The sequence below is a fragment of the Streptococcus sanguinis genome, from assembly GCF_019928825.1.
GTDB lineage: Bacteria > Bacillota > Bacilli > Lactobacillales > Streptococcaceae > Streptococcus > Streptococcus sanguinis_L.
Genome location: NZ_JAHZOP010000001.1, coordinates 219045 through 243419, shown reverse-complemented (window position 1 = coordinate 243419; position 24375 = coordinate 219045). Strand labels below are relative to the sequence as shown.

The 24375-nt window shown below is 45.4% G+C and carries 20 protein-coding genes; 17 read left to right on the top strand and 3 right to left on the bottom strand.

What is annotated here, in order from left to right; all coding sequences use genetic code 11:
* The first annotated feature begins 126 nt into the window (after positions 1-126).
* The 6 genes from uvrB (at position 127) to K1J09_RS01110 (ending at position 4524) form a co-directional block, all read left to right on the top strand.
* Complete coding sequence (gene uvrB / locus K1J09_RS01135; protein WP_002912666.1) at positions 127-2115, top strand: excinuclease ABC subunit UvrB; 1989 nt, start codon at positions 127-129, stop codon at positions 2113-2115.
* A gap of 22 nt (positions 2116-2137) precedes the next feature.
* Positions 2138-2635 (top strand): GNAT family N-acetyltransferase, encoded by a 498-nt coding sequence (locus K1J09_RS01130; RefSeq protein WP_002897391.1) that lies wholly within the window; start codon positions 2138-2140, stop codon positions 2633-2635.
* Between the two features lie 36 nt (positions 2636-2671).
* The gene (locus tag K1J09_RS01125) at positions 2672-3217 is read left to right on the top strand and encodes a DUF1697 domain-containing protein (RefSeq protein WP_002897392.1); all 546 of its coding nucleotides are present in this window, start codon (positions 2672-2674) and stop codon (positions 3215-3217) included.
* Positions 3218-3329: 112 nt separating this feature from the next.
* Positions 3330-3716, top strand: a complete 387-nt coding sequence (locus tag K1J09_RS01120) for a hypothetical protein (RefSeq protein WP_223322802.1) — start codon at positions 3330-3332, stop codon at positions 3714-3716.
* Positions 3716-4183 carry an 8-oxo-dGTP diphosphatase gene (locus K1J09_RS01115; protein ID WP_002897394.1) on the top strand — a complete coding sequence of 156 codons (468 nt, stop codon included), beginning with the start codon at positions 3716-3718 and terminating at the stop codon, positions 4181-4183. The genes K1J09_RS01120 and K1J09_RS01115 overlap by 1 nt, the downstream gene beginning before the upstream one ends.
* Before the next feature lie 44 nt (positions 4184-4227).
* Positions 4228-4524 (top strand): hypothetical protein, encoded by a 297-nt coding sequence (locus K1J09_RS01110; protein WP_002897396.1) that lies wholly within the window; start codon positions 4228-4230, stop codon positions 4522-4524.
* A gap of 124 nt (positions 4525-4648) precedes the next feature.
* Here K1J09_RS01110 and K1J09_RS01105 read toward each other — a convergent pair whose 3' ends face one another.
* Entirely contained in the window at positions 4649-5179 is a 531-nt protein-coding gene (locus tag K1J09_RS01105; protein ID WP_223322562.1) for a transcription repressor NadR, read from the bottom strand.
* 20 nt (positions 5180-5199) lie between these two features.
* Positions 5200-5724 carry a membrane protein gene (locus K1J09_RS01100; RefSeq protein WP_002906384.1) on the bottom strand — a complete coding sequence of 175 codons (525 nt, stop codon included), beginning with the start codon at positions 5722-5724 and terminating at the stop codon, positions 5200-5202.
* Positions 5725-5998: 274 nt separating this feature from the next.
* On the opposite strand from K1J09_RS01100, the gene K1J09_RS01095 reads away from it, so the two are divergent.
* The 10 genes from K1J09_RS01095 to K1J09_RS01050 all read left to right on the top strand — a co-directional run bounded on the left by K1J09_RS01095 (position 5999) and on the right by K1J09_RS01050 (position 21906).
* Positions 5999-6337 carry a zinc ribbon domain-containing protein YjdM gene (locus K1J09_RS01095; protein ID WP_002897401.1) on the top strand — a complete coding sequence of 113 codons (339 nt, stop codon included), beginning with the start codon at positions 5999-6001 and terminating at the stop codon, positions 6335-6337.
* A 7-nt stretch (positions 6338-6344) separates the two neighbouring features.
* Positions 6345-6977: a Pr6Pr family membrane protein gene (locus tag K1J09_RS01090; protein ID WP_223322565.1), complete on the top strand. Its 633-nt coding sequence runs from the start codon at positions 6345-6347 to the stop codon at positions 6975-6977.
* A 136-nt stretch (positions 6978-7113) separates the two neighbouring features.
* Complete coding sequence (locus K1J09_RS01085; RefSeq protein ID WP_223322567.1) at positions 7114-9660, top strand: pneumococcal-type histidine triad protein; 2547 nt, start codon at positions 7114-7116, stop codon at positions 9658-9660.
* Between the two features lie 233 nt (positions 9661-9893).
* Positions 9894-10412 carry a bifunctional pyr operon transcriptional regulator/uracil phosphoribosyltransferase PyrR gene (gene pyrR, locus K1J09_RS01080; protein WP_049547678.1) on the top strand — a complete coding sequence of 173 codons (519 nt, stop codon included), beginning with the start codon at positions 9894-9896 and terminating at the stop codon, positions 10410-10412.
* An 8-nt stretch (positions 10413-10420) separates the two neighbouring features.
* Positions 10421-11704 (top strand): uracil-xanthine permease family protein, encoded by a 1284-nt coding sequence (locus K1J09_RS01075; RefSeq protein ID WP_223322568.1) that lies wholly within the window; start codon positions 10421-10423, stop codon positions 11702-11704.
* 106 nt (positions 11705-11810) lie between these two features.
* The gene (locus tag K1J09_RS01070) at positions 11811-12728 is read left to right on the top strand and encodes an aspartate carbamoyltransferase catalytic subunit (RefSeq protein WP_002917113.1); all 918 of its coding nucleotides are present in this window, start codon (positions 11811-11813) and stop codon (positions 12726-12728) included.
* 114 nt (positions 12729-12842) lie between these two features.
* Positions 12843-13919 carry a carbamoyl phosphate synthase small subunit gene (locus K1J09_RS01065; RefSeq protein WP_223322569.1) on the top strand — a complete coding sequence of 359 codons (1077 nt, stop codon included), beginning with the start codon at positions 12843-12845 and terminating at the stop codon, positions 13917-13919.
* Between the two features lie 23 nt (positions 13920-13942).
* A complete protein-coding gene (gene carB, locus K1J09_RS01060) occupies positions 13943-17122 on the top strand; it encodes a carbamoyl-phosphate synthase large subunit (RefSeq protein WP_223322571.1) in 3180 nt (1059 codons plus the stop codon).
* Between the two features lie 284 nt (positions 17123-17406).
* Positions 17407-18345 (top strand): metal ABC transporter solute-binding protein, Zn/Mn family, encoded by a 939-nt coding sequence (locus K1J09_RS01055; protein WP_223322573.1) that lies wholly within the window; start codon positions 17407-17409, stop codon positions 18343-18345.
* A gap of 9 nt (positions 18346-18354) precedes the next feature.
* On the top strand, positions 18355-21906 hold the full coding sequence (locus K1J09_RS01050) for a pneumococcal-type histidine triad protein (protein WP_223322575.1): 3552 nt from the start codon (positions 18355-18357) through the stop codon (positions 21904-21906).
* A gap of 335 nt (positions 21907-22241) precedes the next feature.
* Here the strand turns inward: K1J09_RS01050 and pepT are convergent, their stop codons facing one another.
* A complete protein-coding gene (pepT, locus tag K1J09_RS01045; RefSeq protein ID WP_223322577.1) occupies positions 22242-23465 on the bottom strand; it encodes a peptidase T in 1224 nt (407 codons plus the stop codon).
* A 138-nt stretch (positions 23466-23603) separates the two neighbouring features.
* Here pepT and K1J09_RS01040 point away from each other — a divergent pair, with 138 nt between their 5' ends.
* Positions 23604-24374: an SDR family NAD(P)-dependent oxidoreductase gene (locus tag K1J09_RS01040; protein ID WP_223322579.1), complete on the top strand. Its 771-nt coding sequence runs from the start codon at positions 23604-23606 to the stop codon at positions 24372-24374.
* Position 24375: the final 1 nt, after the last annotated feature.

Here is a 24375-nt window from a genome sequence, read left to right as displayed (position 1 = left end):
CTTTTAACGAGAGGTGTGACAAGAGACAGACGATGGTAGAAGCGTGGCCATTCTACCTACACCCAAATCCAGAGAAAATAGGGCAAATATGGTAAAATGATAGAAGCACAATTTAAGGAATAAAAGATGATTAACAGAATAACAGATAATAAATTTGAATTGGTTTCCAAGTACGAGCCTTCTGGTGACCAGCCTCAGGCTATCGAGCAGCTGGTAGATAATATTGAGGGAGGCGAGAAGGCTCAGATTCTCATGGGAGCGACGGGTACTGGTAAGACCTATACCATGAGTCAGGTTATCGCTCAGGTCAACAAGCCGACTCTGGTTATCGCCCATAATAAGACCCTGGCCGGCCAACTTTATGGTGAGTTTAAGGAGTTCTTCCCCAATAACGCGGTGGAATACTTCGTTTCCTACTATGATTACTACCAACCAGAGGCTTATGTGCCTTCCAGTGATACTTATATCGAAAAGGATAGCTCGGTCAATGACGAGATTGACAAGCTCCGTCACTCAGCGACATCAGCCCTCTTGGAGCGTAATGATGTGATTGTCGTGGCTTCGGTCTCGTGTATCTATGGTCTGGGATCGCCTAAGGAATACTCTGACAGCGTGATAAGCCTGCGTCCTGGACTAGAGATTTCCCGTGACAAGCTGCTCAATGATTTGGTAGATATCCAGTTTGAGCGCAATGACATTGACTTTCAGCGGGGGAAATTCCGGGTTCGTGGTGATGTGGTGGAGATTTTCCCAGCTTCTCGTGATGAGCATGCTTTTCGGGTGGAGTTTTTCGGAGATGAGATTGACCGGATTCGTGAGGTCGAAGCCTTGACAGGGCGAGTTTTGGGTGAGGTGGACCATTTGGCCATCTTCCCAGCCACTCACTTCGTGACCAATGAAGACCACATGGAAGTAGCTATTGCTAAGATTCAGGCCGAGCTGGAGGAGCAGCTTGGTATCTTTGAGAAGGAAGGCAAGCTTCTGGAAGCTCAGCGCTTGAAGCAGCGCACAGAGTATGATATCGAAATGCTGCGCGAGATGGGCTATACGAATGGAGTTGAGAACTATTCTCGCCACATGGATGGTCGGAGCGAAGGAGAGCCGCCTTATACTCTTCTGGATTTTTTCCCTGATGACTTCTTGATTATGATTGACGAGAGTCACATGACCATGGGACAGATTCGGGGCATGTACAATGGCGACCGCTCTCGGAAGGAGATGCTGGTTAATTATGGTTTCCGCCTGCCATCTGCCTTGGACAACCGTCCGCTGCGCCGGGAGGAGTTTGAGAGCCATGTTCACCAGATTGTCTATGTATCGGCTACGCCGGGCGACTATGAAAATGAACAGACGGACACTGTTATTGAGCAGATTATCCGGCCGACAGGGCTTCTGGATCCAGAAGTGGAAGTCCGTCCAACCATGGGGCAAATTGATGATCTTTTGGGCGAAATCAATGCTCGTGTCGAAAAGAATGAGCGGACCTTTATCACAACCCTGACCAAGAAGATGGCGGAAGATTTGACAGACTACTTCAAGGAAATGGGTGTCAAGGTCAAGTACATGCACTCAGACATCAAGACTTTGGAACGGACCGAGATTATCCGAGACCTGCGCTTGGGTGTCTTTGACGTTCTGGTTGGGATTAACCTGCTGCGCGAGGGAATCGATGTTCCCGAGGTTAGTCTGGTGGCAATTCTTGATGCGGACAAGGAAGGTTTCCTCCGCAACGAACGCGGTCTTATCCAGACTATTGGCCGGGCAGCCCGCAACAGTGAGGGGCATGTGATTATGTATGCAGATACTATGACCCAGTCCATGCAGCGGGCTATTGATGAAACTGCCCGCCGTCGGGCAATCCAGATGGCATATAACGAAGAGCATGGCATTGTACCGCAGACCATTAAAAAAGAAATCCGCGACCTGATCAGTGTGACCAAGGCTGCCTTGCCAGACAAGGAAGAAACTGTCGAAATCGAAAGCCTCAACAAGCAAGAACGCAAGGACATGATTAAGAAACTGGAAGGACAGATGCAAGAAGCTGCTGGACTTCTGGACTTCGAACTGGCTGCACAGATTCGCGATATGATTCTGGAAATAAAGGCGATGGATTAAGGGATATCAAGGAGAAAAACAAATGGTCATCACTATCAAAGCAATGAAAACAGCTGAGGAGATAGAAGGGAAATCCCGAGTTCATTGGCAGACATGGCGTGAAGCTTATGATGGCATCTTGCCCGCGGAATTTCAAGAGCAGATGACTTTGGATAAGTGCCGATTTTATAGTCAAAAGTACCCTGAAAATACCTTGATTGCCTTGGATGATGCTAAAGTGGTTGGCTTTGTTAGCTACGGTGATTTTCGAGATTCAACTACGATAGCGGGTGAAATTTTCGCATTGTATGTCTTAAAAGATTATTATGGCAAGGGTGTAGGACGGCAGCTCATGCAGGCTGCTTTTGTTGCCTTGGATAGTTATCAAGAGATTATATTATGGGTTTTAGAAGATAACAAACGTGCCATCGCCTTTTATGAAAAAATGGGTTTTGTTTTTGACGGCGAGGAAAAGGTTATTGACCTCGGGAAAGCCGTGAAAGAAAAACGGATGATTTACATTAGAAACTCTAACAGTTAGTTTATAAGTAATAGATATATTTGTAAGGAGCACCACATGCGTTATGCACTTTTACTCCGCGGCATTAATGTCGGCGGAAAAAACAAGGTCGTTATGGCTGATTTGAAGAAGGATTTGGCTGGGTTGGGGTTTGAAAACACGGTTTCCTACATCAATAGTGGCAATCTTTTCTTTGATAGCGAGGAGCAAGAGGAGAGGATTCGGGAGATTTTGATGACTTATTTCAGGCGGTCTTATGATTTTCCTCTGCCTTTTGTCCTTGTCAGCTCTGTCATGCTTGAAAAAGAAACAGCCAATCTGCCTGCTTGGTGGCAGGATGAGACAGCCTTTCGGCGAGATGTTCTCTTTTATCTGCCGGAGACAGATAGGGAGAGTGTTCAAGAGCTGGCTGGCAGTTGGGCAAATGACAAGGAGCAGCTGCATTTTGGGCAGACAGCTTTCTTTTATAGCAACGCTGACCAAGCGGACTATCTCAAGTCCAACTACCATAAGAAACTGCTCAAGTCCAGTTTCTACAAACAACTAACCATCCGAAACGGCAAGACTTTTCAAAAGATTGTGGAGTTGGTGAATGAAAATTAAAACCAAAAAGAAAAATAAAAACAAAAGAAAAGTAAAAGTTCAGGGGAATAAGTTTAGTCTTTGGTTGGAAAAGCATTAGCTAGTAGAAGCTTTTTTAAATTTTTTAGTCTTAATAGTTGTTGCGATTGGTGTGGGATATTTAACTTTTGGTAATGAGAGCATTCCTGCTCCACTTCGTCATTTGAATTATATTACTCCTTTATATGTAAACTTGGTCCTCTTGGTGCTTATTCCTTATTATTCTCGATTTGGTAGCTTGAGAAAAGAAGGATTTACTTCTCTGAAGGTTTTAGCGGAAGGATTTCTTTATCTGAACGGGCCGGTTTTCTTAATCCATTATTTTATAGGAATTCGGTCAAAAGGTGGAAAACATTTTGCACCACCTCTAATCAGTTTGGATTCTCGCTATGTTTGGTTTCCGATTGTAACTTATATCCTATTTTTTTCAATAGCTGGGCTTGCAACTCTTATTGCTATTTATTTAGAAAGGAAGAAGTAATGTCACGTGCCCAAGAAACAATCCTAACAAACATCTGCCTTGTTGAAGATAAGACGCGAGGTAAGGTCTTGGTTCAGTATCGCTCTCCCGAGCGCAATCATTGGTCTGGTTATGCCTTTCCGGGTGGTCATATCGAGAAGGGGGAGTCCCTACATGATGCTGTAGTCCGAGAGATTTTTGAAGAAACAGGTTTGACTATTAGTCATCCAAAACTGGTCGGAGTTAAGAACTGGCATACGGATGAAGGGGTTCGCTACATCGTCTTTTGCTACAAAGCGACTGAATTCTCTGGTCAGATTCACTCGACAGAAGAGGGCGAGATCTCTTGGGTAGATAAGGATAACCTGCCACAGCTGGACTTGGCTTACGATATGCTGGAACTCCTTCGTATGATGGAAGATGAGGAATTATCCGAGTATTACTATCACGAGCGCATAGCAGGCGGTTGGCGCAAGAGTATGTATTAAAAAATGTTTCCTTTTGTGTCTGGAGTGAAAAAATAGAAAGGTAGATGGCTACCATGATTTCATTATGGATTGCTATTGTTGCATTTTTTCTTTTGGGCTTAAACCATTTTTTTCCTTCTAGAAATGCTGGATTCGGTTTGAGATTTCCATTTGCTTTTCATACTTTAAAAGGATGGAAGCAGAGCCAATCTAGGTTTTATATATTAGTGATTTTGCTTAATTTACTCATTTTTCTTTATTCTTTCTACATAGATTTAAACGAGATTAGGGTCTTGGGCTTGTCAATTATTAGTATTGTATTTTCTGGAATATTAATTTTTTTAATTTCTTTTAAAGAATAGTTTGATTGTTTTATCAGTGGTTTTTATAGCGACTATCTATCATTTGAAAGCCGGTTGGCGCAAGAGTATGTACTAAAAAGACTGATTAGGTTGGGGTCTAATCAGTCTTTTTCTTTCTTGCTATTCATTCCTGTAAAAATCCTAGGTCTCTCAGGGCGGCTTCAACATAGTCCAAATCCTGCTGGGAGTCGGCTTGTACTAGGTGATAGTGGACTCCATCTGTCAGCTCAGATAAGGGGCGAAAGGCACAGGATGCGACCTGTTGGAGAAAATGTTGAACATCTCGGCGGCAGGTTAGCTTCAGGTAAGTCTGGATTTCGCCGTAAACCGGATGCTCAATCAAAATAGTCTGTACGCGGCCGCCATTATCCACAATAGCCAGCAGCTCAGCTTCCATATCCTCAGCCCTATGCTGAACCTTGAAAAGCTGATGAACAGCAGTGCTTTCTTGGCGGTCTTTATAAAGATAGCCACGGTTGGTTGAGAGGATGGGTGCGCCATCAGCCCGTAAGAGGGCAATATCTTGCACGATAATCTGTCTGGTCACATGGAAATGCTCCGCCAGTGACTGGCCATTGAGGGCAGCAGATGATGTTTTCAAAAGGTCTAATAGTTCTTCTCGTCTTTGCTTGGTCATAGCTTCATTGTAAACCAAAAGTCAGGAATCTTCAAGCTCTAGCGAATCTTTTTCAGCGCTTGATAGATGAACTTAGCAATGACAAAGTCTACCATGCTATGAATGACCGTACCAAGTCCAACCAGACCAAATAAGATATAGAAAGCATTAGCAGGATAGGCAGACGTTGTGTAAAAGAGGATGCAGACGACCACTTCACCAAAGGCATGAATCAAGGCTAGTAGGAAATTAAATATCCAAGTCTTCTTCTGGCTGTCCAATGTGTCAGGGTGCTTTTGCAGATAAAGAGCGCCGATGCTAGCGAAGAGCAAGTGGGACAGGGCCCTAAGCGTGATGATAAAAGGAAGCCCAGACATTCCAAATCCAATAGCAGAGCCAATCACGACAATCACCGTCATGAGAGGGGATATAAACATAGCCAAAAAGATAGCGACATGACTGGCTAAGGTGAAGGAAGCGGGCGGAATGACAATTTTAATCGGCATAACCAGCGGGATAACAATAGCTAGTGCAGTCAAAAAAGCGGTCAGTGTCATAAACTGATTTTTAGATTTTGGTTTCATAGTGACTCCTTTTTATCTGTATATACACTAGTATAGTACACTGTTTTTGCAGAAAGGTCAAGACCTGTAGGAAATCCTAAAAGAGATTTGTCAAAATGCTTAAAATAGCTTATACTAGAATGGTGTGGAAATAGGAGCAAACTAGATTTTTAGGATTTAGTTGACCTTCACATTGATTAGTATTCTGCTGGACTTGAAAAATGAAAGAAGAGCTTAATCATATAGAGAAGGCTGGTATAGGAATTTAGCAGCCTTGACTAGAAATGGAGAAAAAATGAACAACTTACCAAACTGCCCCAAATGTAATTCAGAGTATGTTTACGAAGATGGAACGCTCTTGGTCTGCCCAGAGTGCGCCTATGAGTGGAATCCAGCTGAGGTCCAAGAAGCAGAAGAAGGACCAGTAGCGATTGATGCTAATGGCAATAAGCTGGCTGATGGTGACACAGTTACCTTGATTAAGGACCTGAAGGTCAAAGGAGCACCCAAGGATCTCAAGCAGGGAACGCGCGTGAAAAATATCCGCATCGTGGAAGGCGACCATAATATTGACTGTAAGATTGACGGCTTCGGTGCGATGAAGCTCAAGTCAGAGTTTGTTAAGAAAATTTGAGGTCTCTATGAATCGTCGTTTTATCTTAATTTATCGAATTATTCTTTTTATTCTCGCCTTTTTGGGTGTGTATCTGGAAATCACTAAGTATGGCATGGGCATGCTCATGTACTATACGGTTCTGTCCAATCTCTTGGTCCTGCTCTTTACGGGCTATCTGGTCTATCTGATGATGAGACCTGGCGATGCTTGGAAGGCTCCGAAAATCTTGAGAATCAAGGGCGGGGTGACCATGTCCATCATGATTACTTGTGTCGTTTATCACCTCTTGCTGGCTCCGATTGCGACAGATTTTTACCGTCTAGAGAATTTTTTATGTCATTATATAGTACCCTTGGCGTTTCTTCTGGATACAGTAATCTTTGACAAATCGCGCCAGTACCGTTGGTTTGATCCGATTTCTTGGACGAGTGTGCCTTTGGTCTACATGGCCTTTGCTCTCTTTAATGGCTTTTTCTTGAAAATAGATATTCCAAGATCCAAGGACAATCCATTTCCCTACTTTTTCCTCAATGTCTTTAAGAAAGGTTGGCCCTATGTCATCCAGATGTGTCTGATTATTTTTGCGGCCTACCTGATCTTTGGTTTTGTCTTTTACGGGATAAAATCCATCTCTTTCTCAAAGAAAAAGACTTCTTAGAGACATGTTACTGTAGATGAAAAAACAGATTTGCTCTGTTTTTTTATTTTGCTTCGATTTTTTCTTGCTAATATCAGATTTGTATGATATAGTTAACTAGTTAATGATTAACCGGTTAAACAAAAAGGAGGAAGAAATGAAGCACAATCAAAAACTATTAGGTTTAGCAGGAATCATCTTAGCTTGTAATTTTTGCTTGGCTGCTTGTCAATCTCAGACATCTCAACAGGAAAGCAGTCAAGAGAAGGTGAAGACCAAGCAAGAGGTGAAGAAGAAAAGTAAGGCGACCAAAAAAGGACAGGTTCCTGGAGTTGATAAGCCGACGGATGATGGTTTTCTCTTCAAAAGCGAGTCTCAAATTAAAGCTAGAACTAGTGAAGGTTTGATTTTAGAGCATGATGGCCATACACACTTTATTTTTTATTCTGATCTAAAGAATAGTAAATGGGCCTATCTAATACCAAAAGATGGGCAAGCGACTGCAGGCTCGGGTCAGCTGGCAAATCAAATGAGCACTGCTGATGATGGCTATGTCTTTAATCCTAGAGACATTGTTTCAGAAGACCAATACGGCTATGTTGTGCGTCACGGGGACCATTTTCATTACATTTTGAAACAGTCAGTAGGTAATCTTGCACAAGCACCGAGCTATCGTCCAACGCCGTCTAGCAATCCTACTGGACCTGTTTATCAGCCAACACCTACGCCATCTCTTCCCCCTCAGCAAGGGACAACTAAACGCCAGTTTGCTGGGATTGATTATCCTACAAGTGATGGATTCTTATTTAAAGGTACCGGAGTAACAGGCAAGTTGGCTACTGGCTTGCTGGCAGATCATAATGGTCATACTCATTTCATCCCATATGAGCAGCTGATTGCTTCACCTTGGGAGTCATTGATTCCAGCGGAACATAAGAAAGCTGCTGAAGATGCCTACTATGGCCGGCAAGGGCAAGCACAGCCTTCACCAGAACCGTCGCCAGCTCCAGCACCAGCTCCTACACCTGAGCCTGTGCCAAGTCCATCAGACGAGGAAGAAGAAATTGCCAAGAAAAAGGCCTATTTGGCTCAGCAATTAGGAATTGATGAAAGTCTTATTCAGGTGAGCGATACAGATAAAGGAAAGGTATTTATCTATCCGCATGGCGACCACAGCCATTCGACCTTGATTAGTGAGATTGATACGACCAAGCCTTTTGATCCTCATGGAAATCCACATGCTCATGACGCAGTCGGTATGGCAACCTTGAAAGCTCTAGGATTCGATGATGAAATCATTGAAGATATTTTACATGCTACGGCAGATACCCCATTCCCTTCAGATGAGACGGATACGGAAAAGATGAAAGCCTGGCTGGCAACTGTAAAGTATCTAAATATCGGCCAGCGCAAAGATCCGCTGGAAAGAAAAGGCTTGGAACTGATGCCAAATATTGAAGTTCTGGGAGTTGGCTTTACTCCGATAAAGGACATCAGACCAGTGCTGCAATTTAAACATTTAAAACAGCTGTGGATGACAAAGACAGGCGTTACCAACTATGATTTCTTAAAAGAAATTCCGACCTTGGAAGGCTTGGACATTTCCCAGAATGGTATCACTGATTTATCTTTCTTGAAGGATTACCCAAACCTCAAAACAGTCGCTGCAGCGGGGAATGACCTTACCGATATCTCACCCCTGGCTAAGCTGAAAAATCTGGAGTCATTGAACCTTGACTATAACAATATCTCTGATATTTCTGCTTTGACCAAGCTTTCAAAATTAAAAGCGGTAAGTTTAGAGCACAATCAGCTGCACGATGTTTCTGCTCTGAGCCAAAAAGAAGATTTAACAAGGCTTTTCTTATCCAATAATCCAAACTTAAATCTCAATACCCTCAAAGCTTCCAAACTTGAAGAATTAACAGCTGATAATTCCAATGTTGAGAGCTTGAACTTCCTGAAGGATAATCCAAATCTGACAACTCTAAGCCTAAATGAAAATCGTCTGACTTCGCTGGCAGGAGTTGAAGCTGCTAAGAATTTAGTAACTTTGTCCGCAAGTCAAAACAAGATTACATCTTTGGACATTCCAGCCGCTCAGTCTTCCTTGAAGAATTTAAACTTGGCTGAGAATGAGTTGAAAAACTTGGAAGGAATTAATCAGTTTAGGGCTTTAGACAATTTGGCTGTCAACAAGAATAAAATCACAACCTTGGCGCTGCAGGAACCAAATAAGACGGTGACTTATATCAATGTCAGCGACAATCACATCCCTAAAGAAGAGCTTGAATTGAATGAAAATAAAATTCCGAAAGCCTTGGCGCAGCATTTCCCAGATGTTCAGGGTGGCAGCATTGACAATAATAAGCCGGCTGATCCAAAAGAAGAAAATAAGGAAGCGCCTAAGGAAAGTGAGCCTATGAAGGCAGATGTCCAAGGGGAGCCATCATCCGATAAGCCAGCCTCAGCTCAAGCAAGCGGCCAAGGAGCTTCCAATGATAGCGAGCGTCCAGCTGGATCTCCTGAAGCAGAGTTAAACAGTCAAGCTGAGAATCTAGAAAACTCTTCTAAGCCATCATTAGAAGAAGTGCCAACTACTGAAAATCCTGCATTAAAATCTGAGTTAGCTCAAGCAGAAGATAAAGAAAATCAAATGGATTCAAAAGATAAGGAAAAGGCTGAGAAAGAAGCTAATCACTAATCCTTATCCAGTTGAGCAGAAAAAATACAATTTTTTCTTGAAATAGTTTTGAAATTGTGATATAGTATAAAAAATTAAATAATCCTTTAATTCTATCCAGAGAGATAGACAAGGAGCAAGTAAAAAGATGGGTGGAGTGTAAGCAAGTGCGTCTTGTTTTAGCTTGCCTGACTAGATTTTTCTGAAGTCTCCTTGTAATAAGGAGACTTTTTCTGTTGTTTGAGGAGGAAAGAATGAAAACAAAAGAAGTTGTCGATGACATTACCATGAACCGTGCGATTACGCGGATTACCTATGAAATCATCGAGCGCAACAAGGACTTGAACCAAGTAGTCTTGGCTGGCATTAAGACCCGCGGGGTTCACTTGGCAAACCGCATTCAGAAGCGACTGGCCCAGTTGGAGAATATCGATATTCCAGTCGCAGAAGTAGATACCAAGCCTTTTCGAGATGATATCAAGGTTGAGGAAGATACGACAGTGATTCCAGTAGATATTACCGACCGTCAAGTAATCCTGATTGACGATGTCCTCTACACAGGACGGACCATCCGAGCAGCTATCGACAATCTGGTCAGTCATGGACGTCCCTCTCGGGTTGGTCTGGCTGTCTTGGTAGACCGTGGTCACCGCGAACTGCCGATACGGGCGGACTATGTCGGCAAGAATATTCCGACTAGCCAAACTGAGGAGATTATCGTTGAGATGACCGAAACTGACGGTCAAGATCGCGTGTTGATTATGGGGGAGTAATAAACTAAATGAGTCAAGATGTTAAGTATGATGTGCATGATATGCCAAAGCCAGGTCTGCTTTTAGGACTATCCTTTCAGCACTTGTTCGCCATGTTTGGGGCGACAGTCTTGGTACCGATTCTGGTGGGAATTGACCCAGCGGTTGCCCTCTTTTCCAGCGGTCTGGGAACATTGGCCCATCTGACTGTTACCAAGTACAAGATTCCGGCCTACATGGGATCCAGCTTTGCTTATATCGCAGCCATGCAGATGCTGATGAAGACTGATGGTATCGGAGCGGTTGCACAGGGAGCCATCACCGGTGGTTTGGTTTATTTCATTGTAGCACTGATTGTCAGGTTTGCTGGCAATGCTTGGATTGACAAGGTGCTGCCGCCAGTAGTAGTTGGCCCCATCATCATGGTCATCGGTCTGAGCTTGGCTGGAACAGCTGTTAGCGATGTGATGAACAAGACTGCAGCTAATGGCGAAAAGGTTTATGATTTGACCTACTTCATTATCGGAATGGTCACTCTCTTGGCAGTCATCCTCTTTAATATCTATGGTAAGAAGATTGTGGGGATTATCCCAGTCTTGCTAGGTTTGATAGTCGGCTACATCTTTAGCTTGATTCTAGGTGCTATGACTGGTCAGGAAATTGTGTCTTTTGCCAAGGTTGGGCAAGCTTCTTGGTTCCACCTTCCGCCCATGAGTCTGCCTTTCTTGGACTACGATGTGAAATTTTATCCTAGTGCGATTTTAACCATGGCGCCTATCGCCTTTGTAACAATGACAGAACACTTCGGGCATGTCATGGTGCTGAATAGCTTGACAGGTAAGGACTTCTTCAAGGATCCAGGACTGGACAAGACCTTGACTGGTGATGGTCTGGCTCAGATTATTGCGGGGCTTTTCGGAGCACCACCAGTGACTAGCTACGGAGAGAATATCGGAGTCATGGCGCTCAATAAAATCTACAGCGTCTATGTCATTGCAGGTGCAGCAGTACTGGCTATTGTCATGAGCTTTGTTGGAAAGGTCTCAGCCCTGCTCCAATCCATCCCGAGTCCTGTGCTGGGTGGTATTTCCATCGCCCTCTTTGGGGTAATTGCTTCGAGCGGTCTCAAGATTCTGATCGAAGCACAGACCAACTTTGACAACAAAAAGAATCTCTTGATTGCCAGTGTCATCTTGGTATCTGGTATCGGTGGTCTGACCTTGCAGCTGTCGGGTCTGCAAATCTCAGGAGTTGCCTTGTCAACTATTCTGGGAATTGTCCTCTATCTTGTCCTGCCTGAGCCCAAGGATTGAGCTAGGCGCTAAATCATTAACTTTCGTTCAAAATAGCTTGCTCTCAGAGCGACTTTACTTGCAGCACTCTGGAAGCCCTTATTCTTTCATAAAGGAGAATTACATCATGTCATCCAATCAAATCGCTCTTAAGAATCTTGTTTCTATGGAAACTCTGTCAAATGAAGAAGTTATGGCCTTGATTAAACGCGGAATCGAATTTAAAAATGGCGCTAAAGTACATTATGATGAACAGCATATCGTGTCTAACCTCTTCTTTGAGCCTTCAACTCGGACCCACAAGGCCTTTGAGGTAGCGGAGTTGAAGTTAGGCTGCGATCTTCTGGACTTTGATGTCAAGACCAGCTCGGTCAACAAAGGAGAAACCTTGTATGACACTATCCTGACCATGTCTGCCCTTGGCGTCGATGTTTGTGTCATTCGCCACCCTGAAGTGGACTATTACAAAGAGCTTGTCGAAAGCCCAACCATTACGACTTCTATCGTAAACGGAGGAGACGGTTCTGGTCAGCATCCTAGCCAAAGCTTGCTGGATTTGATGACTATTTATCAAGAGTTTGGTCGCTTTGAAGGACTCAAGGTTGCGATTGCTGGTGACTTGGACCATTCGCGCGTGGCTAAGTCAAATATGCAGATTCTCAAGCGCTTGGGGGCAGAGCTCTACTTTGCAGGTCCGGAAGAATGGCGGAGCCAAGAGTTTGCGGACTATGGTAAGTTTGTCACTATTGATGAGGTGATTGATCAAGTAGATGTCATGATGTTCCTGCGCGTGCAGCATGAGCGCCATGACTACGAGTCCATCTTTTCTAAAGAAAATTACCACAGACTGCATGGGCTGACTCAAGAGCGGTATGACCGCATGAAAGATACAGCGATTCTGATGCATCCAGCTCCAGTTAACCGTGATGTAGAAATTGCGGATCATTTGGTCGAAGCACCAAAATCACGTATCGTTGAACAAATGACCAACGGCGTCTTTGTCAGAATGGCTATTATCGAAGCGGTTCTGAAAGGCCGTCAATAATCTCGGACAGTAGGCCGGGAGTGGGTGAAGCTATGTGAAGCAATCCCACTCCCTATTATTATATTTTGATGTGGAAGGTTGATAGGCAGTCTGCATCTTGGACAGGAGGGAACAATGGCAAAGAGACTTTTAATATTAGAAAATGGCATGATTTTCGAAGGGGAAGCTTTTGGAGCGGATCTTTTCGTAACAGGTGAAATCGTCTTTAACACAGGCATGACTGGCTATCAGGAATCGATTACGGACCAGTCTTATAACGGCCAGATTTTAACCTTTACCTATCCTTTGGTGGGAAATTATGGTGTCAATCGGGACGACTATGAGTCCATTTTACCGACCTGTAAGGGAGTGGTGGTCTATGAGTATGCTCGTCGTGCCAGTAACTGGCGACAGCAATTGTCTTTGGATGAGTTCCTCAAAGTCAAGAAAATACCAGGAATTTCGGGAATTGATACAAGGGCACTAACCAAGATTATCCGCCAGCATGGAACTATGCGGGCGACCATTGCCAATGCAGAGGATAGCATTGAGCATCTGCAAGACCAGCTGCAGGCGACAGTTCTGCCGACTGATAACATCAAGCAGGTTTCTACCAAGCAGGCCTATCCAGCTCCGGGAACGGGTCGCAGCGTGGTATTGGTGGACTTTGGCCTTAAACACTCTATCCTGCGGGAGTTAGCTAAGCGCAACTGCAGTGTGACGGTGGTACCTTATGATACCAGCGCTGAGGAAATTCTCCAGCTCAATCCTGACGGAGTTATGCTATCCAATGGACCGGGCAATCCGGAAGATGTGCCAGAGGCTCTGGACATGATTCGTGGTGTTCAGGGCAAGATTCCAATTTTCGGAATCTGTATGGGACACCAGCTCTTCTCCATGGCTAACGGTGCTAAGACGCATAAGATGAAGTTCGGCCACCGTGGTTTCAACCATGCGGTACGTGAGATTGCGACAGGCCGAGTTGACTTTACCAGTCAAAATCACGGCTATGCTGTCAGCCGTGAGGATTTGCCGGAATGCCTGATAGTGACTCATGAAGAAATCAATGATAAGTCTGTCGAAGGTGTGCGCCATCGGGACTATCCAGCTTTTTCTGTGCAGTTCCACCCGGATGCTGCGCCGGGACCGCATGATGCAGACTATCTCTTTGATGAGTTTATGGAAATGATGGATGCCCATCAGGCTTACTAGGAAGCAAGATTGAGAGGTACACTATGCCAAAACGTAAAGATATTCAGAAAATTATGGTCATCGGTTCTGGTCCTATCGTCATCGGTCAGGCAGCGGAATTTGACTATGCAGGGACTCAAGCTTGCCTGTCCTTGAAAGAAGAGGGCTACAGTGTTGTCTTGGTTAATTCTAACCCAGCAACCATCATGACGGACAAGGAAATTGCAGACCGAGTTTATATCGAGCCTATCACGCTGGAGTTTGTTGCGAGGATATTGCGTAAGGAGCGGCCGGATGCTCTTCTGCCTACTCTGGGCGGCCAGACCGGACTCAATATGGCCATGGAATTATCCAAGTCAGGGCTTTTAGAAGAGCTGGGAGTGGAACTCTTGGGAACTAAGTTATCAGCCATTGACCAAGCGGAAGACCGAGACCTCTTCAAGCAGCTGATGGAAGAGCTAGGCCAGCCCATCCCTGAGTCAGAGATTGTCAATACAGTGGATGAAGCGCTGGAATTTGCGGCTGGTATCGGCTATCCAGTCATTGTCCGTCCGGCATTTACACTGGGAGGAACTGGCGGCGGTATCTGTAGCAATGAAGAAGAGCTTCAGGAAATCGCAGAAAACGGCCTCAAACTCTCTCCAGTGACTCAGTGTCTGATTGAGCGCTCTATAGCAGGCTTTAAGGAAATTGAATATGAAGTCATGCGGGATGGCGCAGACAATGCGCTGGTCGTATGTAATATGGAAAACTTTGACCCAGTCGGTATCCATACAGGGGATTCAATCGTCTTTGCACCTAGTCAGACCATTTCAGACTATGAATACCAGATGCTGCGGGACGCCAGCCTAAAGATTATTCGAGCGCTGAAGATTGAGGGCGGCTGTAATGTACAGCTGGCTCTGGACCCGCATAGTTTCAAATACTATGTCATCGAGGTCAATCCGCGGGTTTCTCGCTCATCAGCCTTGGCCTCTAAGGCGACTGGCTATCCGATTGCCAAGCTGGCGGCTAAAATCGCGGTCGGGCTTACATTGGATGAGATCATCAATCCGGTAACAGGCTCTACCTATGCTATGTTTGAGCCGGCTCTGGACTATGTGGTCGCTAAGATTCCACGCTTTCCATTTGATAAGTTCGAGCAGGGTGAGCGCCGTCTGGGAACCCAGATGAAGGCGACAGGCGAAGTCATGGCTATCGGCCGCAATATTGAGGAGAGTTTACTCAAGGCCTGCCGCTCTTTGGAAGTTGGTGTGGACCACAACGAGTTGCCTGCTCTCAGTCAAGTAAGCGATGATGAGCTGATGAGGAAGATTGTCAAGGCGCAAGACGACCGGATTTTCTACATCTCAGAGGCTATTCGCCGTGGTTACAGTCCAGATGAAATTGCTGAGCTGACCAAGATTGATGTCTTTTTCCTGGATAAGCTGCTCCATATTTACGAAATTGAGCAGGAACTGGCCAGTCATATCGGAGATAACTATGTGCTTAAGAAAGCCAAGCAAAATGGCTTTGCGGATACTAAGATTGCAGCCTTGTGGGACATGACAGCCGAGCAGGTTCGTCGCATCCGGCAGGAGCAGAAGATTGTTCCGGTTTACAAGATGGTCGATACCTGTGCTGCTGAGTTCGAGTCTGCGACGCCTTATTTCTATTCCACCTATGGTTTTGAAAATGAATCTGTCAAATCCAGCAAGGAATCAGTTCTGGTACTGGGCTCTGGTCCTATCCGAATCGGGCAGGGAGTCGAGTTTGACTATGCGACCGTTCATTCTGTAAAGGCTATTCAGTCAGCTGGTTATGAAGCGATTATCATGAACAGCAATCCAGAGACTGTATCGACTGACTTTTCTGTCTCTGACAAGCTCTACTTTGAGCCGCTGACTTTTGAAGATGTCATGAATGTCATTGAGCTGGAACAGCCTAAAGGTGTTATCGTTCAATTTGGCGGGCAGACAGCCATTAATCTGGCAGAGCCTCTGTCCAAGGCTGGTGTTAAGATTTTAGGTACCCAAGTGGCGGACCTGGATCGAGCTGAGGACCGGGATCTCTTTGAGCAAGCTCTGAAGGAGCTGGATATTCCGCAGCCGCCGGGTCAGACGGCCACTAATGAAGAGGAAGCAGTAGAGGCTGCTCGTAAGATTGGCTTCCCCGTTCTGGTGCGACCTTCCTATGTCTTGGGTGGCCGTGCTATGGAAATCGTAGAAAACGAAGCGGATCTACGCTCTTATATGCGGACAGCGGTTAAGGCTAGTCCAGACCATCCGGTTTTGGTTGATTCTTACATTGTTGGTGATGAGTGCGAAGTGGATGCCATTTCTGATGGCCGTCAGGTCTTGATTCCTGGGATTATGGAGCATATCGAGCGGGCAGGGGTTCACTCAGGGGATTCCATGGCAGCCTATCCTCCACAAACCCTATCTCAGAAAGTCAAGGATACCATTGCAGACTATACTAAGCGCATGGCTCTGGGACTGAACTGTATCGGCATGATGAATATTCAATTCGTCATCAAAGATGAGCAAGTCTATGTCATTGAGGTCAATCCGCGTGCCAGCCGGACTGTTCCTTTCTTGTCCAAGGTGACTGATATTCCGATGGCGCAAGTAGCGACTCGTTTAATTCTTGGGGAAAGCTTGGCAGAGCTGGGCTATGAAGATGGTCTTCATCCAGAAAGTTTCATGGTTCATATCAAGGCGCCAGTCTTCTCCTTTACCAAGCTGGCCAAGGTTGACAGTCTTTTGGGACCAGAGATGAAGTCTACCGGCGAAGTCATGGGTAGTGACCGCACCTTAGAAAAAGCACTCTACAAGGCTTTTGAGGCTTCCTATCTCCATTTACCAAACTTTGGAAATGTCGTCTTTACTATTGCAGACGACAGCAAGGAAGAAGCCCTGCAGCTGGCTCAGCGTTTTGCCAATATTGGCTATGGTATTTGGGCAACCAAGGGAACAGCCTCCTATTTTGAAAATCACGGCCTACACGTCCGTCTGGTGGAAAAAATCGGCAGTGATGATGACAAGGACATCCCAGCCTATATCCGCAAGGGCAAGGTTCAGGCTATTATCAACACGGTCGGAACCAAGCGGACAGCTGACAAGCATGGTCAAATTATCCGTAGCTCAGCTATTGAGCATGGAGTGCCACTCTTCACAGCCTTGGACACAGCTGATGCCATGCTGAAAGTCCTGGAAAGCCGCAGTTTCACTACAGAGGCGATTTAAAGATGGAGTTTTCATTTTCAGATTGTCATTTGACAGTCTGAAAGTCTGAAAAGTAATCTCATACAGTTAAGCTTGAAAAATGCATCTGTCAAAGCTTATTCTGTACTTGAATAGTCATAATAAATAACCTTTCAAATATAATGAATTAAAAGCAAACAAAGGAAGTGGGAAAGAATCCTACTTCCTTTTTTCTTTATTTTCTTAAAAAACTTGACAAAGAAGTTGACAAAGTGTATGATATTAACCAGTTAATAAACCGGTTAACAATGAGTTAAGGAGATATTATGAAACGAACTTTAAAAATCTCAGCATGCCTTAGCCTGCTGGCCCTGGCCTCGTGTCTCTGGGCTTGTCAGTCTCAAAAGGAATCCAATCCATCCAGTCCGTCGCAAGGATTGAGGATTGTAACCAGCTTTTATCCTATTTACTCCATGGTTAAGGCTATATCGGGGGATCTGAATGATGTGCGCATGATTCAGTCTAGCAGCGGTATTCATGATTTTGAGCCTTCAGCCAATGATGTGGCAGCCATCTATGATGCAGATGTCTTTGTCTATCACTCACGGACTTTGGAGTCCTGGGCTGGAGAGCTGAATCCCAGTCTCAAGAATTCCAAGATTCAAGTCCTTGAGGCTTCTCAGGGAATGGAGCTGGATCGAGTCGCTGGCTTAGAAGATGTCCAAGCGGGAGAGGGAGTGGATGAGAAGACGCTCTATGACCCCCATACCTGGTTGGATCCTCAGAAGGCTGCGGAGGAAGCTCAGATTATCGCCGACAGGCTGTCGGAGTTGGATAGTGACCATCGGGATACTTATCAGGCCAATGCCCGAAAATTTCAAGAAGAGGCCAAGGAGCTGACAGAACGCTATCAGAAGATTTTTGATAAAGTGACCAACAAGACCTTTGTCACCCAGCACACTGCCTTTTCTTATCTGGCCAAGCGATTCGGGCTGACCCAGCTGGGTATTGCTGGTATTTCACCGGAGCAGGAGCCTAGTCCGCGCCAGCTGACAGAGATAGAAGACTTTGTCAAGGAGCACGAGGTGAAGACCATTTTTGTGGAAAGCAATGCTTCTTCCAAAGTGGCTCAAACCTTGGTCAAGGCGACCGGTGTAAAAATCAAGGAGCTGAATCCTCTGGAAGCAGACCCAGCTAACCAACTATCTTATTTAGAAAATTTAGAAAAGAATCTAGCTGTTTTAGCTAAAGATTTGAAAGGATAAAGGAAAACCATGAAAAAGAAATATTTCCTAGCTTCAGCAGCTGTATTAGCTCTCGGCGTCGGAACTTATGGGCTTATCCAATGGCAAGCTCAGCCTCGACCTCAGACCAAAGATAACAAAGTAGCCTATATTGAGGACAAGACTTCGGGTGAAAAGACAGATAAAAATAAAAATTTGACATCTGACCAAATCAATGATGAGGAAGGTATCGAAGCAGAGCAAATTGTCGTGAAAATCACAGATCAGGGCTATGTCACTTCCCATGGAGACCATTATCATTACTTTGACGGGAAGGTTCCTTTTGATGCCATTATCAGCGAAGAGCTGATTATCCGAGATCCCAACTACACGCTGCAGCAAGCAGATATTGTCAATGAGGTCAAGGATGGTTATATCATTAAGGTGGAAGGGAAGTATTATCTCTACCTCAAGGATGCCAAGCATACCAGCAATGTCCGCTCGGTGGATGAAATTGCGCGGCAGAAGAAGCTGCATAAGACCAAGGAAGAAGGCGATAGTGGCAAATCTTCCACTACAAAATCAAGCAGGACTCGCGATTTCAGCCAGCCCAGCAAGTCCCTAGCTGCGGGAAAGACGGCAGCAGACCTTGCAGGAGTTTCTTACCAAGGCCAAGGGGGATATAGGACGGATGATGGTTATACGTTTAGTCCGTCTGATATCATCGAGGATACTGGTGATGCATTTATCGTGCCGCATGGCGGGCATTTTCACTATATTCCTAAGAGCGACTTGTCGCCGGCAGAATTGGCTGCGGCTCAGAGCTACTGGAATAGCAGGCGGGCTGGCGGAAGGGTGAATCCGCCTAACTACGGCAGGACGATTGCTTCTTCCAATATTTGGAATCAGAATAGTGCTATCAATCAGGGTGGAGCCGTCTCAAATCCATCTCCACAGCTGCCAAATCATTCAAAGATTGAGCAGCCAAGTCCTAGCTTAGCGGTTACGCAGCCGAGTCCGTCCAATCCGCTCCAGCCGTTTCAACCGTCTCAACCATCCTTGCCAAGTTTGCTGCAGCAACTCTATGCCCTGCCTCAATCTCAGCGCTATCATGAAGGGGACGGCGTGGTGTTTGATCCGCTGAAAATCAGCCGTCGGACAGAAAATGGAGTCGTTATTCCCCACGGAAATCACCATCATTTCATTCCTTATGACAAGCTGTCAGACTTGGAAGCTAAGATTGCCCGCTTGATTCCTATTGGTTATACTTACCAGCCTCTGGGAGATCCACTGCAAGCTTTGAAGCCTCAGCTACCGTCACAGCCTGATCACGACCATGGTTTCCATGCGGAGGCTGTCATTGGCAAGGACGACCAAGGCTACATGGTATCGCATGGAGATCATGCTCATTACTTTTACAAGAAAGACTTGACTGCTGAACAGATTCAAGCAGCGGAGCAAGTCTTGGCCAAGCAGCAACCAGTAAAACCGTCTGCAGCAGTCAATGACGCTGAACGCTATTCACGCGATGCCAGCGATGAGGAGAAGATTGCTTATATCTCCCAAACTTATGGCGTTCCCAAGGAGGCGGTTCGCATCTCAAATGGCTTCTTTGTCTTTAATAACCCTGATCAAGCCTACGATCCGACTCATATCCACCCCTATGCTGTTCGCAAGGAGCATGTTCGCATTCCTCTGGTAACGGGCAATGCAGAGCTGGACTTCATGAATGAGCTCTACACAACAGCTCTGCGCTCAGGTCTTTCGCCTTACAGTCTGCAGGTGGAAGATGGGCAGTTTGTCATTCCTCATGGCGACCACAATCACTATATCAAGATCCAGTCCAAGGGCGCAGCAGAAGCCTTGAAAAATCGTCTGCCTCAGATTCAATCTAAATATGAGCAGGGCGATTATGATGAGGCTGCTGTTTTGCAAAAAGTAGAAAGTCTAAAATCGGACAGTCAGCGTCTCTATGCCGATGATCCTCTTATGCAGCGGCGGATTGAGCTTGTTTTGGGGCAGTTTGTAGAAACCATGAAGAAGCTGCCAAGCAACTCAACAGCTGGTTATTTGAACAGTCTGGATAACTTTGATAAGCAGTTTATCCATGTGGATCAGACGGTCAAGCCAATCCAAGAGACCGAGCTAGACAAGAGTTATCAAGGACTTTTGGAGAGAATGAACCGACTTGATACGGATAGCTATGGGCTGAAGAAAGCTGACTTGCTGCAGCGTCTGCAAAATGCTTATGCTGGCCAGAATCAAGCTGAAATGGCAGAGCTAGGACAATTACTATCTGCTTTAGAAGATTATCATGATCGGACAGGCGTCACAGCGGTTGATTATATCCGTTATTTCTACCAAGCATTAGAGGATGGGCGCTTGAGCCCTGAGCTGCGCAGAAAAGCAGCTGGGCTGACCTTGACTCTCTATAAGTCTCAAGCCTTTATAGAAGCGACCAATCTCCAGCAGCTTTTCCCTGCCCTCTATCAGACTAAGAAAGAGATTGCAGCAGCCCTTGCTGGCGGTCAGCCTTCTCCGTCCTCTGAAAAGACAGAGCTAGATCAGGGAGAGCCAAATCAGCCAACCTACAAAGCCATGATTTATGACTTTTTGAAGGGGATTTATGATGATTTTGGCACCTCGGATGAGAGTGAGAAGAGTGCTCAAGCCCTTGTCTTCCTTGGAAAAGCGCAGGAACTGCTTGGAGAAGTAAAGGACCAAAACAGCCGAGCAGACTATGCAGCTAGAATCTTAGAACTAGGCAAGGAATTAAAGAGCAGCAGCTCAGACAAGCAAGCTTTACTGGCAGCAAGTCAGAAGCTTTTAGATCAGATGAGCCGGACCATTGCTGGGCAAAAGGAAGAGCCGTCTAATACGGAAAATCAGGAAGTTTATCAACAGCTTTATAATCTGCTCATGTCTATCCATCAGTATTTGGAAAAGAATCAAGGAAGTGAGCAGCAATACCAGCAGCTGGACCAGCTTTTTGATAAGCTTGGACAGAGAGCTACAGACAAGAAAGAGCTACTCAAGGAAATCCTGGCCTTCCAGCAGTCACTCATCCATCCTGAGGGGGCAACCGACTCTGATTCTCAGCATAGGGACGATGACGGCTATCACTTTAATCTGCAGGATATGGTCGGAGCGGATGAGCAAGGCTATCGGGTAGCCCATCTGGACCACGAGCACTATATTTACAAGAAGGACTTGTCAGAAGCTGAGCGTCAAGCAGCAGATGCCTATGCGGTGCAAAAAGGCTTCCTCAAAGCACTAGCTGAACAACCTGCTTCTGGTCAGCCAGCCAGCAGCAGTGCTCCAGAAACTGTGCAAACTAGCAATCTACCTTCCGAATCTGCTACTGGTGAAACAACTCAAAACCAATCTGATAAGCAAGCAGAAGCTTCGACAGCAGCAAACCCAACTGGTCAATCAAGCTTAGCAGCGAGTTTTGGCATGACAGAGGAAGCATTCAACCAGAAATTGCAGGAGCTTTCTCAGCTCTACGGTGTCAGCCCAGATACTTTCAGCTATAATCCAGCAACCAGAAGCATCAGCTTTACAGGAGCTGACGGCCAGCTGAAAACTGTTCAGATTAGCTAAGCTTACATTTTGATGTAAAACAAGAATAAAACGAATGATGAAGACCAAGCCAAATCTAAGAGCATCATTCGTTTTTGATTTTCACAACCCTATACTTATTTGATTGATATTGTGTTAAAATAAACAGAGAAAATAATAAGGATTGGCAAGATATACTTGTTATTGGAATGATTTGACCATTGCTTGGAGAGGAATATTAAAATGAGATTATTCAATTATACATTTGAAGAAAGTCAATGTTTAGGAGTAAAGTGTTTAAATTATCCGAATATATTATTCTCTACAAATCACAAAAAACCACAGAAATTCCTCTTGAACTTCTGTGGTTTATTTTTTTACTCTTGATAGGAAACAATACCGATGATGGTATCGACAGCGCGTTCCATGGTTTCTAGGCTGACATATTCGAAGCGGCCGTGCATGTTTTCGCCACCGGCAAAGAGGTTAGGTGTCGGAATGCCCATAAAGGAAATTTTAGAGCCGTCAGTTCCGCCACGGATAGGCTCGATGACAGGTTGGATGTCCAGACTTTCCATGACTGCTTTGGCGATATGGATAGGCGTCATGTCCTTTTCAATGACCTGCTTCATGTTGTAATACTGGTCTTTGAGGGTCAGGATAACTCGCTCGCTGCCCAACTCTTGGTTCATCTTGTCAGCAATAGCCTGCATAGAAGCTTTGCGATTTTCAAAAGCCTCTGTCTCAAAGTCGCGGACAATGTAGCTAGCTTGAGCTTCTTCGACAGTACCGGTCAGGTTCATCAGGTGGTAAAATCCTTGGTAGCCCTCAGTCTTCTCTGGTCGGTCGGTTTCTGGCAGCTGGTTGTGAAAGTCAATAGCCAGCTGGAGAGCGTTAACCATCTGGTCTTTAGCAGTTCCCGGATGGACATTGCGGCCTTGGAAGGTCAGTTCTGCTCCAGCAGCGCTAAAGGTTTCGTACTGGAGTTCTCCTAGAGGGCCGCCGTCTACTGTGTAGGCAAAGTCCACATCGAAGTCTTCAGCGTCAAACTTATCAGCTCCGATACCGATTTCCTCATCTGGTCCAAAGCCCACTCGAATTTCTCCATGCTTGATTTCTGGATGTGCAGACAGGTATTCGATAGCAGTCATGATTTCAGCAATACCTGACTTGTCGTCTGCTCCCAAAAGAGTTGTTCCGTCAGTTGTAATCAGGGTTTGGCCCTTGTATTTATGGAGACTGGCGAAGTCCGCAGGATCTAAGTTAAAGCCAGATTGCCCCAGCGGAATCACACCGCCATCATAATTCTCAATGACCTGCGGCTGGATGTTTTCTGCGTTGAAGTCGGCCGTATCCATGTGGGAAATAAAGCCAATCTTGCGGATAAAGCTAGGGTCGTTGGCTGGTAGAGTCCCAATTGCAAATCCGTTGGGCAGGTAGTAGACATTTTCCAAGCCGACCCGCTTCATTTCAGGGATGAGAATATTTTTGGCAAAGTCCACCTGACTCTGGGTGCTGGGTGTAGTAGTAGATGTCTCGTCTGAGCGCGTGTTGACCTTGACATAGGTCAGGAAACGATCTAAAAGATTAGGATATTTCATGAGTGCTCCTTTTTCATTTCATTTAAGTCTATTTTAGCATATTCAGGAGAGAGTGAGAAATGTTTTTCGTTTCTTGAGGGCAAAGGCAAAATCTAGCAATTAGTTTTATATCTTGTCAAAATCTGGTAAACTATATCTATGCAAATGGAAAAAACAATCAGCAAAGCTGTGATTTTGGGGGCTTCGGGAGGTATAGGTCGTCAGTTGACTAGGGAACTGGCTACAAGGACAGACCAGCTGGTCTTGGTTGGCAGAGATGAAGCTAAGCTCACTCAGTTGCAAGAGGACTTGTCAGGAGCAAGGGCTCAGTTGTCCTGTAGGTTTTTGGATTTGCTGGATGCGGCTGCTGTGGACGATTTTGCTCAGCAGCTAGAGGCGGATCTACTGATTAATTGCTGCGGTCTGGCTAGTTTTGGCCCAGCGCTATCTCTTTCGGAAGCAGATGAAAATGCTCTCTGGCAGGTTAATTACCAAGCAGCGGTTCGACTGATGAAGCAAGTCGCAGAGCGCAATCGTAAGATAAGATGTGTCCAACTTTCCTCTCTGGCAGCGCTTTGTCCCCATCCTTATCTGGCGGCTTACAGCGCTAGCAAGATCGCTTTGCAGACCTACTGTTTAGCCTTGCAAGAAGAGCTGGGCCTCAAAGGCTCTGAAGTGACAGTTTGCCTTTACATACTGGGACCGATTCAGACCTCTATCTTTCCTCCAGAGCTGCAGGATGCTTTGGGTGGAAGTAAGTTGCAAATGAGCCCGGAGATAGCAGCACGACGCATCATCAGACTCTTTCAGCAAGGCCGTTCCTATGCTATAGTGGGCAAGAGATATCAACTACTGGTTTGGCTCATGAAGCTACTTCCGCAAAGATGGATTATCCGTTTGATTGGCGCTTATCTACGAAAGGGGCTTTAAT